The organism is Parabacteroides sp. AD58 (assembly GCF_023744375.2).
Lineage (GTDB): Bacteria > Bacteroidota > Bacteroidia > Bacteroidales > Tannerellaceae > Parabacteroides > Parabacteroides absconsus.
The window spans coordinates 2,083,025-2,101,992 of sequence record NZ_CP146284.1 but is presented as its reverse complement, the minus strand read 5'-3'; the positions used below and the strand labels follow the sequence as shown (position 1 = coordinate 2,101,992).

Annotated in this window: 14 protein-coding genes and 1 tRNA gene; 11 read left to right on the top strand and 4 right to left on the bottom strand. The window is 41.1% G+C overall.

Annotation, left to right across the window (positions count from 1 at the left end; genetic code table 11):
• Nucleotides 1-17 precede the first annotated feature (17 nt).
• Nucleotides 18-1,055, bottom strand: a complete 1,038-nt coding sequence (gene asnA, locus NEE14_RS09125) for an aspartate--ammonia ligase (protein ID WP_251968399.1) — start codon at nt 1,053-1,055, stop codon at nt 18-20.
• A 202-nt stretch (nt 1,056-1,257) separates the two neighbouring features.
• Between asnA and NEE14_RS09120 the strand changes: the two genes are divergently transcribed.
• From NEE14_RS09120 to murI, 10 genes are all read left to right on the top strand, one after another.
• A tRNA-Arg gene (locus NEE14_RS09120) sits at nt 1,258-1,331 on the top strand.
• Between the two features lie 103 nt (nt 1,332-1,434).
• A complete protein-coding gene (locus NEE14_RS09115) occupies nt 1,435-2,574 on the top strand; it encodes an acyltransferase family protein (RefSeq protein WP_251968400.1) in 1,140 nt (379 codons plus the stop codon).
• A 152-nt stretch (nt 2,575-2,726) separates the two neighbouring features.
• Entirely contained in the window at nt 2,727-3,776 is a 1,050-nt protein-coding gene (gene ribD, locus NEE14_RS09110) for a bifunctional diaminohydroxyphosphoribosylaminopyrimidine deaminase/5-amino-6-(5-phosphoribosylamino)uracil reductase RibD (RefSeq protein WP_251968422.1), read from the top strand.
• A 95-nt stretch (nt 3,777-3,871) separates the two neighbouring features.
• Nucleotides 3,872-5,242, top strand: coding sequence for a DUF6242 domain-containing protein (locus tag NEE14_RS09105; protein ID WP_251968401.1), 1,371 nt, complete (start codon nt 3,872-3,874; stop codon nt 5,240-5,242).
• 77 nt (nt 5,243-5,319) lie between these two features.
• On the top strand, nt 5,320-6,036 hold the full coding sequence (locus NEE14_RS09100) for a DUF6089 family protein (protein WP_251968402.1): 717 nt from the start codon (nt 5,320-5,322) through the stop codon (nt 6,034-6,036).
• 12 nt (nt 6,037-6,048) lie between these two features.
• On the top strand, nt 6,049-6,792 hold the full coding sequence (locus NEE14_RS09095) for an isoprenyl transferase (RefSeq protein ID WP_251968403.1): 744 nt from the start codon (nt 6,049-6,051) through the stop codon (nt 6,790-6,792).
• A 15-nt stretch (nt 6,793-6,807) separates the two neighbouring features.
• Nucleotides 6,808-9,513, top strand: coding sequence for a BamA/OMP85 family outer membrane protein (locus NEE14_RS09090; protein WP_251968404.1), 2,706 nt, complete (start codon nt 6,808-6,810; stop codon nt 9,511-9,513).
• A gap of 119 nt (nt 9,514-9,632) precedes the next feature.
• Nucleotides 9,633-10,148, top strand: a complete 516-nt coding sequence (locus NEE14_RS09085; protein ID WP_251968405.1) for an OmpH family outer membrane protein — start codon at nt 9,633-9,635, stop codon at nt 10,146-10,148.
• A 72-nt stretch (nt 10,149-10,220) separates the two neighbouring features.
• A complete protein-coding gene (locus NEE14_RS09080; protein WP_251968406.1) occupies nt 10,221-10,724 on the top strand; it encodes an OmpH family outer membrane protein in 504 nt (167 codons plus the stop codon).
• Between the two features lie 74 nt (nt 10,725-10,798).
• The gene (gene murI, locus NEE14_RS09075) at nt 10,799-11,632 is read left to right on the top strand and encodes a glutamate racemase (RefSeq protein ID WP_251968423.1); all 834 of its coding nucleotides are present in this window, start codon (nt 10,799-10,801) and stop codon (nt 11,630-11,632) included.
• A gap of 170 nt (nt 11,633-11,802) precedes the next feature.
• On the opposite strand, the gene NEE14_RS09070 is transcribed toward murI, so the two are convergent.
• From NEE14_RS09070 to NEE14_RS09060, 3 genes are all read right to left on the bottom strand, one after another.
• Nucleotides 11,803-12,834 (bottom strand): alkaline phosphatase, encoded by a 1,032-nt coding sequence (locus tag NEE14_RS09070; protein ID WP_251968407.1) that lies wholly within the window; start codon nt 12,832-12,834, stop codon nt 11,803-11,805.
• Nucleotides 12,835-13,063: 229 nt separating this feature from the next.
• Nucleotides 13,064-13,432, bottom strand: coding sequence for a YccF domain-containing protein (locus NEE14_RS09065; RefSeq protein WP_251968408.1), 369 nt, complete (start codon nt 13,430-13,432; stop codon nt 13,064-13,066).
• Nucleotides 13,433-14,752, bottom strand: a complete 1,320-nt coding sequence (locus tag NEE14_RS09060) for a M23 family metallopeptidase (protein ID WP_251968409.1) — start codon at nt 14,750-14,752, stop codon at nt 13,433-13,435.
• A gap of 123 nt (nt 14,753-14,875) precedes the next feature.
• Between NEE14_RS09060 and NEE14_RS09055 the strand changes: the two genes are divergently transcribed.
• Nucleotides 14,876-18,874 (top strand): hybrid sensor histidine kinase/response regulator transcription factor, encoded by a 3,999-nt coding sequence (locus NEE14_RS09055; RefSeq protein WP_251968410.1) that lies wholly within the window; start codon nt 14,876-14,878, stop codon nt 18,872-18,874.
• The last annotated feature ends 94 nt before the right edge of the window (nt 18,875-18,968 follow it).

Genomic DNA, 18,968 nt, shown 5'->3' with positions numbered 1-18,968 from the left:
TCCAACGCTAACTTCTATCATATTAAGTTAATACCTGCTTCACGTGCTTCCCGGCGCATGTCTTCAGGCCAGATGCTTGCCTGGATTTCTCCGATATGCGCTTTGCGGAGATAAAACATACAAAGCCGGCTTTGTCCGATACCGCCGCCGATACTTTGCGGTAATTCTCCGTTGAGCAGACGCTGATGGAAGAACAGATGCTTGCGGTCTTCTGTTCCGGTCAGTTCCAATTGCCGGAGCAGAGCTTCCTTATTCACACGAATTCCCATTGAAGAAAGTTCGAGGGCACGGTTCAATACATTGTCCCATACCAGCAAGTCTCCATTCAGTCCGACATGACCGTCCGGTAAAACCGTCGACCAGTCATCATAGTCCGGAGCACGTCCGTCGTGCTTTTCCCCATTACTCAATTTAGATCCGATACCGATGATAAATACAGCACCATATTCCTTGGTAATGGCATCTTCACGTTCTTTAGGCGTAAAGGTAGGATATTTTTGCAAAAGATCCTCGGCATAGATGAAATGAATTTTCTGAGGTAGTACCGGTTTGATTTCAGAAAACATCTCATAAACGAGATATTCCGTACGGACGAGAGCCGCATAGATACGTTCTACGATTTCTTTTAGGAAATCAATGTTGCGTTCTTCGGGTTTCATCACACGTTCCCAATCCCATTGATCGACATAGAGAGAATGCATGTTGCCTAACTCTTCATCCGAGCGGATAGCATTCATATCCGTATAAATGCCATAACCTTCTTCGATGTGATAATCAGCTAAAGTCAGTCGTTTCCACTTAGCCAATGAATGAACGATTTCCGCTTTAGCATCTCCTAAATCTTTAATAGGAAAGGTAACAGCCCTTTCGACACCATTCAGGTCGTCGTTAATACCCATGCCTTTCAGTACGAATAACGGCGCTGTTACACGACGCAGACGCAGTTCTGAGGACAGGTTTTGCTGAAAAAACTCTTTAATCGCCTTAATCCCCATTTCCGTCTGAGGCAAATTTAATATTGCCTTATATTTTGCCGGTTTGATTAAATAACTCATATATTTATTCGTTTTATGAATCTGTAATTTTATGATGTGCGGCAAAGGTAATGAATTATGTGAAATTATCAATAGTATTAGTCTGTTTTATTGCAAAATGATAGTTATTCATGTTTATGGTCTTTCAAAATATCAATCTGATAAAAATATGCCCGGATAATTTGTTTTCTACATTTATTCTTTATACTTTTGCGCTGTCTTTGGCTCGGTAGCTTAGCTGAATAGAGCGTCAGATTCCGGTTCTGAAGGTCGTGGGTTTGAATCCCACCCGAGTCACTTTCTTTAATATTCTTATATATAGTATGTGGGCGATTCTGAAAAAGGGTCGCTTTTTTTGTACAATTCGTTTCATAGCGATAGATTTAAATCTTTGTATATCATGGAAAGACAAACATTGCCTAAACGGTTGGAGTCGCTGGATGCACTTCGTGGCTTGGATTTATTTTTTCTGGTGGCTTTCGGGCCGTTAATCCGTTCTTTGATCCGGGCTGCCGATGTTCCCTGGTTAAATTCTTGTGCCTGGTTGTTCAAACATCAGTTCTGGACGGGCTTTTCTCCTTGGGATCTGATTATGCCCTTGTTCCTTTTTATGTCGGGTATTACCATACCGTTTGCTTATTCCCGGTATAAAACCAACCCAGATAAAAAGCCGCTGGTTCGGCGTTTGGTAAAACGCGTGTTGTTGCTTTGGCTTTTCGGAATGATTGTACAAGGAAACTTGCGGGCATTGGATCCAGATCATATTTACTTTTATACGAATACGCTGCAGACAATCGCTGTCGGTTATCTGGTGTCTGCTCTTCTTTATTTATATACTTCCCGGCGTACCCAGATTATTGTCTCTTTTGTCTTATTGCTGCTTTATTGGGCCGCTATGCAATTTATTAAAGTCGGTTCTTATGGAGGTGGTGATTATACGCCTGATGGTAATTTATGTGAGTGGATTGACCGGACTGTCATGGGGCGGTTTCGTGATTCTGCAGAAGTAAAAGACGGAGTTGTCGTCTTTGCAGAAGGGTATTATTATACTTGGATTTTAAGCAGTTTGAATTTTGTTGTGACGGTAATGTCTGGAATGTTTGCCGGGTATATAGCCAAGAGTCATGAGCTGGCAGAAAAGAAAAAGGTACAGCTATTCTTAGGTATTGGAATTGCCTTGGTTGTACTGGGCTGGGCATGGAACGAAATTCTTCCGGTGATCAAAACAATCTGGACGAGTTCGATGGTATTTGTCAGTAGCGGTTATTGCTTCTTGCTGATGGGCCTATTCTACTATTGGATTGACTATAAAGGTCATCATAAACATCTGACCTGGCTGAAAGTCTATGGAATGAATTCGATTGTAGCTTATATGCTGGCCGAAACGATTCATTTCAACTGTATCGGCGAGTCGTTGTTGTTCGGTTTTGAACAATATTTGGGGACATATTATTCCTTTTTAATCGTCTTTAGCGAAGCCGCCGTTGTCTTTTTTATCCTGTGGGTGATGTATAAGCAGCGGATATTTTTAAAGGTATAGTATATGTTAAACCGCTTATTGGTTTTCATTTGGATATAGAATGAATCTTTTAACTATAAATTCCTTCTAAATTTTTATGAAAAGCAGGTGAATTCATGATAAAGCATAAAAACAAAATCTTAACTTTGCCAAAAGTAACAAGAAATGATCGTATCATGCATGTAGAAGAAAAATTTATGGCCCGTTGTCTGGAACTGGCACGCCACGGAGCAGGACGTACGGCTCCTAATCCTATGGTTGGTGCTGTTGTGGTGCATAACGGAGTCATTGTGGGTGAGGGCTATCACCGGTGTTGTGGAGAAGCCCATGCGGAGGTGAATGCGATTGCTTCGGTTCGAGATGAGGCAGTCTTGCGTGATTCTACCATTTATGTCAGTTTGGAACCCTGTTCCCATTGTGGAAAAACACCTCCTTGCGCAGAATTGATAATCCGTAAAGGAATTCCCCGTGTGGTGGTCGGATGTATGGATCCATTTCCGGAAGTATCGGGTAGAGGCGTCCGTATGTTGAGAGATGCCGGTATCGAAGTTGTGACTGGAGTTCTGGAAGAAGAATGTCGTGCTTTGAATGAGGTCTTTATGACTTTTCAGACAGAAAAACGTCCTTTTGTCACACTGAAATGGGCCGAGAGTGCCGATGGTTTTTTGGATCGGTTGCGAGAATCAGCAGATGTTCCACCGGTCGTGTTTTCTAATCCGATAACATCCGCACGAGTTCATAAGCTGCGTGCTGAATCTGCTGCTATTTTAGTTGGAACGCGTACAGCACTTTTGGATAATCCTTCTTTAACCGTTCGTCGTTGGGGTGGTAAATCTCCCGTGCGTTTAGTGATTGATCGGGAGGGAAAAATTCCGGCGACCTATCATTTGCTGGATAATTCTGTTCCTACACTTGTCTTTACAACAATGAGAAAGGAGAAAATCGGACAGACAGAATTCATTCCATTGGATTTCCGAATCTCCATTGTGCATCAGATCCTTCAATGTTTATTTGAACGTCAGTTGAATTCATTAATGGTAGAAGGTGGATCTATTGTGTTGCAACAGTTCCTCGATTCCGGTTATTGGGATCAAGCTATTGTAGAGCAGTCTCCGTTAGTCTTAGAAACAGGGGTGAAAGCACCGGTCTTCCCTTTTGGGCAACAGAGTTTTGAGTCTTTTGGAGGACATGTTTTCCGACATTATATACACCATCGGGAATAATTGAACCTAAAATATTATAAATATTATCGTTTTATAGGTGGAAAGAAAAAAATGTTTCTACTTTTGTGCCTTTATATGAACAAACTATGTTTTTGATGAAAAGTAAAATATTTTTATTGATAACAGGTTGCTTCGCTGTTTTGTTGTCTTCCTGTTTAGGTGATTCTGGGTATGATTCGTATTATGAGGTTGATAAGAATTGCCAAATTACAGAATTTTCATTGAGTTCTGATTCCGTATCAGGACTTTCGGATGTTAAGTTTACGATCGATCAATTAAATGGACGTATTATGAACTTGGATTCGATGCCTTTTGGTACAGTGATTAAGAAAGTAATATGTACGGTTAAATACGGTTCTTATGTAACAAAATTGGACGTTGTTCAGGAAGCAACAGGAGATACCATAGAATGGAACGCTGAGGATTCTTTAGATTTCTCCAAACCGGTAAAGTTTATTACTACTTCGTATGACGGGATGACTAAGCGTATCTATCATGCTCAGGTCAATATCCATCAGGTGGTTCCCGATTCTATGGTTTGGAGTCAATATACAACAGCCATGTTACCGGCCAGAGCTGTCAATCAGAAAGTGATTTCATTCAGTGATGGAGTTACTGATTATTATTATATGTATGTACAGCCTTCGGCTAATGCGGCATATCAACTCTATCGCTCAAAGCAGTCGGATGCTTCAAATTGGCAAGAAATGTCATTGACAGGTCTCCCGGAAGGAAAGGCTGTCTTTTCTCAGATCGCAACTTTTAATCATTTATATTATGTTATAACGAATGACGGAGCTCTTTATTCATCGAATGATGCTGCTAATTGGCAGATTGTTGAGGGTTCTCCAAAGCTCAAAGCTCTTTTGGGCAGTGTAGATGAGAGTACGAATCAGCCCGCTGTTTTATCGGTGATTATGGAAGATGAAAATGGACTTGTCTTTGCAGCCATGGATGGTAATGGTGAGTGGAAAAAAGGAGAAACGGTTCCGTCTCATTTCCCGGTCGAAGGATTTTCGTCTGCTTCTATCTATTTAATGTATACGAATCGTATTATCCTTGTAGGAGGCAAATCGGCAAACGGACAATTGCAGAATGCCTCGTGGGCAACCATGAATGCTTTGGATTGGGCAGAACAGACAGATTCTTATGGTAATTATTTTACGAAACGACAAGGAACAATGATGGCTTATTATGATGATATGTTCTATTTAATAGGTGGAATAGATGAATCTGGAAAGCCACAGAAAGATATTTATCGTTCATCAGATTATGGTGTAACTTGGAATTATATTGATACATTGGTTGTTCTTCCTGCAGCATATCAGGCCCGAGGCTTTGCTTCCATGTTGGTTGATAAAGATAATTATCTGATGATTTTTGGAGGAAAGTCAACGATCAACGGTCAAGATTTAAACGATATTTGGAAAGGTCGTATCAATCGTTTGGGATTTGAACGGCAGTAAAAACTTATCGCTTGTATAATTTATAAAAAGATTTAGCGTTAGAAAAGAAATAGGTTTAATGCAATGATATTGTTTTTATGAATACTTTTCTTTTTCGGCGTGTCTTTTATTTGGTATTTTTGCTTGTCGGTAGTTGTTGGGCCGGCAGAGCACAAGAATATAAATATGAAATCGGCGGTATGGTAGGTGGTTCCTATTATATGGGCGATTTAAATAAAAATGCGTTCTTTAAAGGATTGAATCCTTCATTAGGTGTAGTTTTTCGTTATACACCTAATTTCCGTTGGGCAGTAAAAACGGATTTGCTGTGGGGACGAGTTTCTGGAAGTACTGATGGTATGGAAAATTTTTTTCCTAATGGTGCTACAGCTTCATTTGATCGGAATTTCTTTGAATTAGGCGGTCAGATGGAATTTAACTTTATGCCTTATAGTGATAAGTTTGCCTATCTGAATACGAAGCGATTCTCTCCTTATGTATTTATGGGCTTGGGTGTAACGGTCGCTCCCGGAAATCAGACCTTTGCTAGTTTGAATATTCCGTTGGGAATAGGAGTCAAGTATAAGATCATTAACCGGCTGAATTTAGGATGCGAATTTTCTTTCCGTAAATTGTTTGGAGATTCGTTTGATGTGACAGACGGTAATAATGGTTTTCTGAATAATCCTTATGGAGTAGCCAGTAGCGCATTCAAGAATAAAGATTGGTATTCATTGCTGATGTTTTCAGTTACGTGGGATTTTGGACCGCGTTGTCAGCCTTGTAATAACCGGTTTAGTAACGGTGTTTATTAAGATTTAAGAAGCATGTCGTTAGAAGAAAAGATTGACAAAAATCACTTGCCGCAACATGTGGCAATTATTATGGACGGTAATGGGCGATGGGCGAAGGCCCGTGGCTTTGAACGCTATATGGGACATCAGGAAGGTGTGGTTTCTGTACGTAAGGTTGTTGAAGCTGCATCTGATTTGGGGATCAAATACCTCACGATGTATACGTTCTCAACAGAAAACTGGAACCGGCCGATCGAAGAAGTTCATGCTCTGATGACGCTTATGGTAGCTGCCATTAAACGTGAAACGCCCGATTTGATGAAAAACAATGTAAGACTGGATGCTATTGGCGATTTATCGCGATTGCCGGAAGAAGCCCGTAATACTTTACAAGAATGTATTGAAGAAACTTCTGTCAATACGGGAACAACGGTTATATTGGCATTGAGTTATTCGTCCCGTTGGGAAATAACGGAGGCTGTTCGGCAAATTGCAGATAAGGTCCGTAAGGGAGACTTAGATATATCGGAAATAACAGAAAGTACCGTATCCGATTATCTGACTACCCGAAATATCCCAGATCCGGATTTATTAATTCGTACGGGTGGTGAACAACGTTTAAGTAATTTCCTGTTATGGCAGCTTTCATATGCTGAGTTTTACTTTACGAATGTTTACTGGCCGGACTTTAGGAAAGAAGAGTTGTTTGAGGCAATATTGTATTACCAGCAGCGTGAACGACGCTTTGGTAAAACAAGTGAGCAATTAATTTTATAAACAATAGCTGTTAATATGTACAAAGGAATAGTGCTGTTTTTCCTTTTCTTGAGTGTCACCTTCGGTGTGTTGGCTCAAGAGAATGGAAGTGATACTGCGAAGGTTGAGAAACCGGCAGATTTGCCGGTGATTTCTTACTCGTTAACGCCGAAGAAGTATAAGATTGCGGATATCAAGGTAACGGGTGTGAAGAATTATGATGATTTTGTGCTGATCGGATTTTCCGGTTTATCAGTAGGTGATGAGATTTCTGTGCCGGGAGATGAGGTAACAGCTGCTGTCAAAGCTTTCTGGAAACATGGGTTGTTTTCGGATGTGAAGATTTTAGCGAATAAGATTGAAGGTGATTCAATCTGGCTGGAATATCAGTTAAAACAGCGTCCGCGTATTTCGGAAGTTAATTATCATGGTATCAAGAAAGGTGAACGGGAAGACCTGGAAGCTAAATTAGGCTTGAAGAAAGGATTCCAGATTACACCGAATGTTTTGGACCGTGCCAAGATTCTTATAGAAAAGTTCTTTGATGGAAAAGGATTTAAGAATGTGGATGTAAATATCCAGCAAAAGGATGATATTGCTCATGAGGGCGAAGTTATTTTGGATATTTATATTGACAAGAATGAAAAGACCAAGATTCATCGCATCTATTTTGAGGGGAATAATGCATTGACAGCTCATCAATTGAAAAAAGCCATGAAAAAGACGAATGAAAAATTCAGTCTTTTCAATGACTGGAAAACGAGTATCTTGGAAATGTTCAGCACGAAGAAATTTACTACAGAAGAATATGAAAATGATAAAAAGAATTTAATCTCTAAATACAATGAATTTGGATATCGAGATGCCGTTCTTTTGGCAGACAGCGTTGTGAATTTTGATGAAAAGAAAGTTGATATATTCTTGAAGGTTGATGAAGGAGAAAAATACTATTTGAAAGATATTCGTTTTGTAGGTAACACAAAGTATTCTACAGACTACTTGATGGCGGTTTTGGGAATGAAAGCTGGCGAGGTGTATAACCAGAAGAAATTGTCTGACCGTTTAAGTATGGATGAGGATGCGGTTTCGAATATTTACTTTAATAATGGTTACTTGTTCTTTAATGCGGATCCGGTAGAAGTGGAAGTGGAAAACGACTCTATCGCTTTGGAAATTCGTATTCAGGAAGGTCCGCAGGCTACGATTAATCGTGTCATCATTAACGGTAATGACCGGTTGTATGAAGATATAGTTCGACGTGAGTTGCGTACGAAACCGGGTAAGTTGTTCAGTCGTGAGGATTTGATGCGTTCTGTTCGTGAAATTGCTCAAATGGGACACTTCGATCCGGAAAACATGAATCCGCGTCCTATTCCAGATCCGGAAAACGGAACAGTAGATATTGAGTATAATTTGGTGTCCAAAGCGAATGACCAGATTGAGTTCTCTGCCGGTTGGGGACAAACCGGTGTGATTGGTAAGCTGAGTTTGAAGTTTACGAACTTCTCTATGAGGAATTTCCTGAATCCGAAATCCTATAAAGGTATCATTCCCCAAGGTGAAGGTCAGACGTTGACATTAAGTGGTCAGACGAATGGACGTTATTATCAGGCATATAGTATTTCTTTCTTGGATCCTTGGTTTGGTGGTAAACGACCGAATACACTATCTGTGAGTGCTTATTTCTCAAAGCAGACGGATATCAGTACATCTTACTTGAATAATATGTATAGTGGATATAATCCATATTATTATGGTGGCTATCCTTATTATGGTGGCTATGGTGGTTATTATGGTGGCTATTATCCAGGTTATGGGTATGGATATGGATATAATACGGGAAGCTATGAATTGGCCTTAAACCCGGATAAGTCTATTATGATGTTCGGTTTGGCTGCCGGATATGGTAAGCGTTTGAACTGGCCGGATGACTTCTTCCAGTTTATGGCGACGCTGAACTATCAGGTGTATATGATGCACGATTGGGACTACTTCCTGGTTAATAACGGAACTTGCCATAATGTCAATTTGGAATTGTTGTTACAGCGTAACTCTATTGATAATCCGTTGTATACACGTAGCGGTTCACAGTTCTCATTCTCTGTAGCAGCAACACCACCATTCTCTTTGTTTGACGGCAAAGATTATGCTTCTATGAGCGATCAGGATCCGGAGAAGTTTAAGATGATTGAATACCATAAGTGGAAGTTCAAGGCAAAAGTGTTCTCGCCATTGGCTCCGCTGACTGTAAAACGTACACCGGTATTGATGACGCGTGCAGAATTTGGTTTCTTGGGAACTTATAACAAGCATAAACGTTCTCCGTTCGAAACCTTCTATATGGGTGGTGATGGTATGACAGGTTATTCAAGTACGTATGCTACCGAAACGATTGGTTTGCGTGGTTATGAGAATGGTAGTATTGCCGGTAATGGAGGCTATAGTTCGTATGGTTATGCATATACTCGTTTGTCAATGGAATTACGTTATCCGTTTATTTTGGAGCCGTCTTCAACTATTTACGGATTGGTATTTGTTGAGGCAGGTAATGCCTGGACCGATATGAGTAACTATAATCCGTTTGACTTGAAGCGTTCGGCAGGTGTCGGTGTTCGTATCTTCTTGCCGATGATCGGTCTGATGGGTATTGACTGGGCATACGGTTTCGATGAGCCTAATTATGGATCATCTGGTAAGCGTAGCGGAAGTAACTTCCACTTCATTATCGGTCAGGAATTCTAATCTGCCGGTATCTTGTTGAATTAAAATAGTCTATAAAATAATGTAAAATATAGCCGAGTGTTTAAAACCTCGGCTATATTTGTAGTCTATAGTTTAGTAATTATAAAAACTGAAGATGTATGAAGAAGCTTTTTTTGATAAGTTGTTTGTTGGTTGTATGTGCCTGGATGGCTAATGCCCAAAAGTATGCTTTGATTGATATGGAATATATCCTGAAAAATATTCCAGCTTATGAAATGACGAACGAACAGTTAAGTCAGGTTTCAAAGAAGTGGCAGAATGAAGTGGATGCTTTACAGCAAGAAGCACAGAATATGTATAAGACTTATCAGAGTGATCTGGTTTTCCTTTCAGCCGAGATGAAAACGAAACGTGAGGAAGAAATAGTGAAGAAGGAGCAGGAAGCTCAGGATTTGAAGCGGAAATATTTTGGAGCAGATGGAGAATTGTATAAGAAACGTGAGAGCTTAATGAAGCCAATTCAGGATGAAATCTATAATGCCGTGAAAGAAATATCGGAAGATAAAGGATATCAGTTGGTAATAGACCGGGCTTCCGCTATGAGTATTATATTTGCTTCACCCAAGATTGATATCAGTAATGAAGTGCTTGTAAAGTTAGGATATTCAAAATAATTGCGTAACTTTGTGCGCCTTATAGTGGCTCGTAACGCGATAAATATTAATAAACTATTATAATCGAAAAAAATGAAGAAACTTATTGCTTTATTGTTAATGATCCTGCCTTTTGCAGGAGTCGTAAATGCTCAGGAAGTTAAAATTGCTTTTGTAAATACACAGGAAGTGTTCATGGCAATGCCGGAAGTTGCTGATATGCAGAAGAAGATGGATGACTTGAATGCTAAGTATAAGAAAGAGTTGGAGACAATGCAGAGTGAATTTCAGAAGAAATATTCAGACTTTGTAGCTCAGCAGGATTCTTTGACGGAGAATATCAAAGTAAGAAGAATGCAGGATATTCAGGATATGCAGCAGCGTATGGATAACTTCGTTCAGGTGGCTCAGCAGGATGTAAACAAGCAGCAGCAAGATTTGGTCGCTCCGATTCAACAGAAGATGGCTGATGCTATTAAAGCAGTAGGTGCTGAACAGGGTTATACTTATATCATCGATCCGCAAGTGTTGCTTTATACAGGCCCGAATGCCATTGACGCAACACCGATGGTAAAGACTAAATTAGGATTGAAATAACTTATTTGGTGATTAATAAATAAAAAGAGGGTTGTACTTTTTGAGGTACGCCCTCTTTTTTCGTTATGGAAACAATGTATTCTTCATTACCTGGTCCGATTGGTATCTTTGATTCTGGTTATGGTGGCTTGACTGTCTTTGACAAGATTCGGGAGCGTATGCCGGAATATGATTATATATATTTAGGGGATAATGCCCGGGCTCCGTATGGCCCTCGTTCCTTTGATGTCGTGTACCGTTTTACACGACAGGCTGTCATGAAGTTATTTGCCGAAGGCTGTCAGTTGGTCATTCTGGCTTGTAATACGGCTTCGGCAAAGGCTTTACGAACCATTCAGCAGCGGGATTTACCAGTGTGGGATGAAACTCGTCGTGTCTTGGGTGTTATCCGGCCAACAGTCGAGCTGATGGATCGGATTAGCCGTAGCAAACATGTGGGTGTGGTAGGAACAGCTGGTACGATTGCGTCCGGTTCCTATCAGATCGAGATTGCCAAGATGTTTCCTCATATCCAGGTTTCTTCAGAAGCCTGTCCGATGTGGGTTCCTTTGGTTGAGAATAATGAATTTGCTTCACCCGGAGCTGATTATTTCGTCCGGAAGTATCTGGATGAATTGTTCCGGAAAGATCCTTTGATTGATACCTTGATCTTGGGTTGTACCCATTATCCGTTGCTGATTGACAAGATCCGACAGTATATTCCGGAAGGAGTCACTTTGCTTCCTCAAGGTGAATACGTTGCCAGCAGCTTGGAAGATTATTTGCATCGGCATCCGGAGATGGACCAAAAGCTGACTAAAGGTGGTACTTGCCGGTTCTTGACAACCGAGTCTGCTGAAAAGTTTTCGGAAGCTGCGTCAGTCTTCCTGAGTCGTCCGATTGAGGTAGAGCAGGTTGTGATTGATTGAACAGTGGTTATGCCGATAAAAGCAAATGATGTTTCTGATCGATTCTCGGGAGAATCAGATTTGAAACTGACGAGAATCGATTACGAAACTAATAGGAATCATTCGTGTTGCTTTTTATTATAGCATTTTCATGCCTTGGCTGGTTGGTAGTAAAGCCAAGAAATGAATTCTCACTCATTTAATAACAGCTTTTTAATTTTAAAGAACAATTCCGTATTTTCCAGAATGCCTTGGAAGTTTTCAGCTCCGGTTCCGTAGGAAAATACGGGAATCATGGTTCCGGTGTGAATCATTCCCGGCATTGTCCATTTAGCTGTTACTTCTTGTTTCTGCATATCTCCATCGGTTAAAGTCATGCCTGATGCTTCCGGTCCACCAACAACCAGGACCACTGTGTTTTTATTTTTCTCGGCGAAATCAAGTGCCACCCCGATAGCTTTATCGAAGTTTATGGTTTCTAATCCGACTAATTTCGTATTTCCAGCATGAGATGCCCGATCTATAAACATATCGCCTACCAGCAGAAAGAAGTTCTTCTTCTGTTGTTCTAATATGTTCAGAGCTGAGTAAACAGATGTAGCCAGAGTGTTTCCTCGGTTGAGACTGTCGGCTATTACCGTATCTGGAAGGAATCCGGCTAATCTTCCGCTTTTTGTATTCTGTATTTCAGGAATGGATTTCGCTATCCGATAGTTCTTCGCTTCTAACTCTTTCAATAAATTCCTTTTGTCTTTGCGGTTTGAAAAATAGCTTATTCCTCCTCCAATAAAGACATCCGGTTTTTGCTGGAGATAGGCTAAAGCAATTTCTTCTCGTTGCATCCTGTTTTTAGTGTGTGCGATAAAAGGGGCAATGCTTCCTTCCATGAGCGTATTGGCTGACACGATACCGCTTGCAATTCCTTTTTCTTTCGCATATTCAATGATTGATTTTAGGGGCTTGTCGTTGTTATCCATTGCAACGGCTCCTTTGTCTGTTTTTACACCTGTTGCTATGGCCGTTCCATGAGATGGTCCGTCGCCTACAAAACTCGTAAGGGCATTTGTCTGAACAATACCTATAGAAGACATTCTTTTAATATGCAACGGTGTATGACTCATAATCATCCCTGTCTGCCATTGGGCCAAACTCATGCCGTCACCTATGAATAGAATAATGTTGATACCTTTCTTTGCTCCAGGAATAGAATCCGCTTTCAACATTGCCGGGGAAAAAAGAATACTGAAAGCTATACATAAAATTTTAAACAGACCTATATGTTTCATACTATTAATTATAAGTGGTGTACAAAAATAGGCATAGTCGCCTTGGCAATGACTACCAATTTAGTTTGATTCTATGCCATTTTGATAATATAGGTCTGTCAATTTATGAAAAAGAAAAATATCTTGTCTACTTTATCAATAGTACTAAATAAGGACTTAAAAGTGTCTATTGTATCGTTTTCCCGAAAGGAGTCAAAGCTAAAGCGGCCATTTTGAAATGTTGCCGTCCGAACGGAATGCCGATAATCGTGATGCAAAGCAACAGGCCAAAGGCAAAATGGGTCAGACAAATCCAGAATCCGCCTATAAATATCCAGATAATATTCATCAGCAGACACAGGCATCCACAAGAACTTCCGTTGTCGACGACCGTTTTCCCGAATGGCCATAATGCTAAAATTCCCAGTTTAAGCGTTTGAAGCCCGAATGGAATACCGATGATAGTCACCATAAGCAGCAGACTGGAAATAAGGTATTCGATGGCTGTCAGTAGTCCTCCAAAAATAAGCCAGATAATGTTTCCAATTGTTTTCATTTATTTCTTCCCGTTTGATGGTTTATGAATCTGTATTGAATCGGCAATATGTTTAATCTCAAGTATCGTATCTGTATACTGTTGATGCAGGCTGTCTAATTCGGCAAGGTATCTGTCCTTGATCAGCATAAAGCTGTCTCGCAATTCAGGCTTGACAGGCAGCGACGGCGGTGCGTCCATGGCTAATGGATTGATGGCTTCTCCGTTTTTATAAACCCGGAAATCGAGGTGAGGTCCTGTTGACAATCCAGTTGATCCGACATAGCCGATCACTTCACCTTGCTGCACATGACTGCCTACGGCTAATCCTTTGGCATATCGGCTCAAGTGCATGTACGATGTTGTATACATGGAGTTATGTTTTATCTTTACCGTATGTCCTCCGCCATTCATATAGCCTTTGGCAATGACTGTGCCGGCACCGATCGTCTTGACTGGTGTTCCGACTGGAGCCGCATAGTCTACTCCGTGGTGAGCACGGTAACGCTTCAGGATCGGATGGAAGCGGGCGTTACTGAAACGGGAAGTAATACGGAAGAAGTCGAGCGGTGCTTTCAAGAATGCCTTCCGCAGGCTGTTTCCTTCCGGATCGAAATATTCAAACACGCTGTCCTGCGTAAAAGGGATTGCAGTAAAGGCTTTTCCCTGATGCGTGAAGATGGCTGCATCAATCGATGTAATTTCTAGTGCGATGGTATCATCAATGAAGGCTTCATGATAGATTACCTGGAAAGAATCTCCTTCTTTTACATCGAAGAAGTCAATCTGCCAGGCATATACATCCGCTATCTTTAATGCCAGAAGCGGAGATGCTCCTCCGTCTCTGATTACATTCCAGAGTGAAGATGTAATAGTACCTTCAATATATTTCCGTTTCAGGGTAATATCTTTCGTATATTCGTATGCCCGGATCGTATCGCCTGTCAGATCGATAACCGCATAATCTGTCAGCGATTTGGCAAAGGCAATATATCGGATAGTAGCCATTGAATCCAATGTTGTTAATGTGCAGAAATGCATGCCAGCTTTCAGTTTAGTCGGGTCGAGTACATGGGCCGAAGCGCGTGTGATGCTGTCTGCCTTTAAGGCCGAAAAGCCTAAGCGGGAAAAGATAATTGCCGGATTGTCTCCTTGCCGGATTTCATATCGGTTTACGTCCATCGAATCAATGCAGACACCATATTCATAAACATGTTGCAGACTGTCAACCCATTCGCTGTCGACTTCTTCTTCTACTTGTTTTTTAGGTTGGCAACTATTGGTGACAATCAGGGATAAAATGCCTGTTATAATAAAAATGAGGGTAAATTGTTTGTTCATATACTTTATTTTCAACTGAAAACAGTTCATCCGAACAAATATAGGGAATAAAATCAAGTCCTGCAAACTCATTTCCTCATATTTATTGTTTACATTTGTTCTTCATCTATGGATCTTATGGGCATGAAGCGGATAATATACCTTCTATCTTTTATATATAGTTGTCTGTTGGTAACACCTTTGCAGGCCAGATTGCTGATGGATAAATGTAATTTGCCGGACTTGTCGAACAGTGCTATTTTATGTATGCACCAGGACCGTGATCATTATGTATGGTTTGGCACTTACGATGGTTTGAACTTGTATAATGGAGCCGATTCGTATGTGTTCCGTTTTGAACAGAATAATGCAAATTCATTATGCAGTAATATTATCCATAAGATTACAGACGCTGAAGCGGGTTATTTGTGGATATCAACTTCTTTGGGAATTAATAAGTTCTCGTTGGATAAACGAACCGTGGTAGAGTCTTATCCGGGCTATCTGGAATGTTCTTTGCTGGCAACAGACCGGAAGGGAAATACGTTGGCGGTCTGTAAAGAGGGGTTTATTTCGGGATATTCTTTGACCAGTGAAGGTTTCCGGGATTTGCCAAATGAAGAGATTGGTCCTTCGACAGTACGTTATTTGTTCTCGGAAGGAGAAAATACCTTCGTGATGGTCTTGTCGGCAGGTAAATTAAGAAGACTTAAAACGGACTTTTCTGAACAGAATTTTCGGGTGAATTATAGCGACCGGGATATACATTCACGGGCAATTGTGTATGCTACGGTTGAAGAACAGATTCTTTATCTGGTCGATGATCAGGAAGAGTTGTACCAATATGATTTGAGAACCGGCGTGAAACAAAAACTGGCAGCGCTGAAGGGTATGACTCAAAAGTATGGATCTGTTATCAATATCTTGTCTTATGATGGACGGATTTTTGTCTGTTTCCGCGAAGGCTATTTTGTGGATGCTGCTACGTCGCAAGTATGCCTGCAGACGGGCTTTGGCGTATTCTGTGTGATGAAAGACCTGAAGCAGGACTTGCTTTGGATCGGAACGGATGGAAATGGAGTACATGTCTATTATGATAAATCGCAAATATTTGGCTCTTTGCAGATGAGCCAGTTTCCTGTGAATATATATAATCCGATTCGAGGTCTGTTTACGGATCCATATAGAAATCTTTGGATTGGAACTAAAGGCGATGGCCTTTATCGGATTTCGGGGTATGATACGATTGTCGGACAGATCCCGCTTTCATCGGTTATCAAATATACCACGAACGACGGCTTGCCCAGTAATCGGGTTTATTGTTTTGCTCCCAGTCAGGATACGACTCTTTTCTGGATCGGATCAGACGGCAAGGGCATTTCGTATTATTCTTATACGGATCGGAAAATACATACACTTACGCAAGCAAAGGCAGGTACTGACATTAAGCATGTGCATGCCATTGTGGAAATCAACGATTCAACCCTTTGGTTGGCAACGACCAGTGTCGGTTTGCTGGAAGTCCGTTTGTCTCGTAAAGCTTCCCAGTTGGGAATACGGTCCATAACGTCTTATCTGCCCAAACACGGGACGAACAGCTGTAATGAGTTCCAGTCACTTTATTATGATGGTGATTCTCTGTTATATGCCGGGTCGCGTGGAGGCTATGGAGTATTGTGTATGAATGTAAATACGAAGACTTATCGGTTTGCCCGGAAGAACTTTGAAGATCATTCAGCCATCGGTGATGTCCTTTCTATTTGCCGTTCTTCGGATTCCTTGTTTTATATTGGGGCCAGTTCCGGAATGAGTCTGTTGGGCTTGCAGGGTAACCAGGCAACTTATCTGCATCATTACAACCAGAAGGACGGAATTGTGAATGATATGATTCATGGTATATTGGAAGGCCCTGACCACAGTATCTGGATGAGTACAAATAAAGGACTTACCCAATATAATCCGGCGAATAAGTTCTTTCACAGTTATACGGCTCCGACTTTAGATATTGTAGAATTCTCAGATGATTCTTATTGCAAATGTCCGTTTACCAGTCGCCTGTTCTTTGGTGGTGTGAATGGGCTGGTCTGGATAAATCCCCAATTTGTATCTCAGACTCAGTCGGATATGGATCTGCATTTCTTTGAAGCGCGGATAGAAGATCAATACGTCTCTTTAGATAGTGCCATGAGGCAAAAGGGACTTGTCGTACCTCATGATGCGCGTGAGGTGCAAATTACATTTGCTGTTCCTGATTATGTGAACAGCGGAAATTATGAATATGCCTATTGTGTGGCAGGATTCAGTACCGAATGGAATGAACTGCGGAGGGAAAATAAGATTACACTATCGTGGTTGCCGCCGGGAAAATATGCATTGAAAGTACGTTACCGTTTAGGCGTATCAGACTATGCAGACAAAGAATACATTTTGCCTATTACGGTTTTGCCACCTTGGTATCTGACCATATATGCCAAAATCCTGTATTTCCTTTTGGGTATTCTCTTGTTATTCTCCCTCCAGGTTTTGTATCGCAGGCAGTTGCGCCGAAAGCAGCAGGCTCTTTTGCAGACGATGGATGAGAAGCAAAAGCAAAAGCTCTATGAGGCAAAGCTCAATTTCTTTACCCATATTACACATGAATTGTGTACGCCGCTGACCTTGATTACGGGTGTGGATGATTATTTGCAGAAGTATACTTCGCAAAAGAAGGATTCAAAACTGCAGTTCTATAGTCGGATTCTGCGGGAGAATGTACTTGAATTGAATCATCTGATACAGGAAATCCTGGATTTTCGTAAGGTTGATGATGATGGATTTAAAGATGTGAAGTTCGCTCCGGCGTCAATTACCGGTTTTCTGCAGCATGAATGCGGACGTTTTGAAGCGATGATCCAACAGCGGAAGATACATTTTAGTTTATCTGTCGCCGATAATCTGATGTGGACAACTGATATTTTGCTGGTAAAGAAGATCTTTTCCAATCTTTTATCGAATGCCTTCAAATATACGCCCGAAGGAGGAGAAATCCGGGTCTCAGCCGCAATTGAAGAGGAATGTCTGGTCTTTCGGGTTTATAATACCGGAAAAGGCATTCCGCAGGAAGAGAAAGAACATGTTTTTGACCGGTATTATCTTTTGAAAGATGAAGATGCTGAGGCTGCCACATCCATGCGGATGCGTACCGGACTTGGGCTTTTTATCTGTTACAATCTGGTACAATTACTGAAAGGCTATATTCGAATTGAAAGCGAAGAAGGCCGGTTTGCTGAATTTATTGTTTCCCTGCCTGCACATCCGGTAGAGGAAAATGTCCTGCCGGAAGAAGCAGAAAAGGAAGAAGTTCCTCTTCCTCGGGAAACCAAGCAGAAAGAGCTGGTCCTGGTTGTCGATGATCATAAAGATATTACATGGATGATTTCGGATGTGTTGTCGCCTGATTATCGGGTTCAGGTAGCTTACTCTGCGGCTTCTGCCTTGGAATTACTTAAACAGGAAACGCCCGTATTATTGATTACAGATATTATGATGCCGGGCATGAATGGGCTGGATTTGATCTCTACCTTGAAACAGGATAAGTATTTATCTCATATCCCTGTGATTATTGTATCGGCTATGATTTCGGAAAGAGACCAGGCCGAGGGGTTGAACCGGGGCGCTGATGCTTATCTGACAAAACCTTTTTCAGCTGTTGTTCTGAAATCGACGGTCGACCGTCTTGTCACAAACCGGGAAACCATGAAAGAATATTATTATTCACCCGAAAGTGCTTTCCAGTTTTCCGGCGGACAGCTGATACATCAGGAAGATAAAGAATTCTTGGAAAAGGTGACAGAGATCATCAAAGCCAACATGAATCAGGAAGGATTGAGGCCTGAATTCATTGCCGAACAGTTACACATGAATACCCGTTCGCTTTATCGCCGCTTTAAGAAAATATCAGATATGACACCTTCTGATTACATCAAAGACTGTAAGTTGTCTTATGCGGCCCAGTTGCTTGTAACGACCAATATGAGCGTTCAGGAAATCCTGTATGCCATTGGTAATACGAATAAGTCTTATTTCTACAAGGAGTTTGCCCGCAAATATCAGGTAACGCCAAAGGATTATCGGAACATGAATCAAAAGACTGACAGTGAATGAGGTGTCGAATCTGTCATAAAATGTAGCAAAAAATGCACAATGGTAGATTTTGATACTATCATGGTCGTTTGTGTTCCTCGTTCTCTTTGAAAAA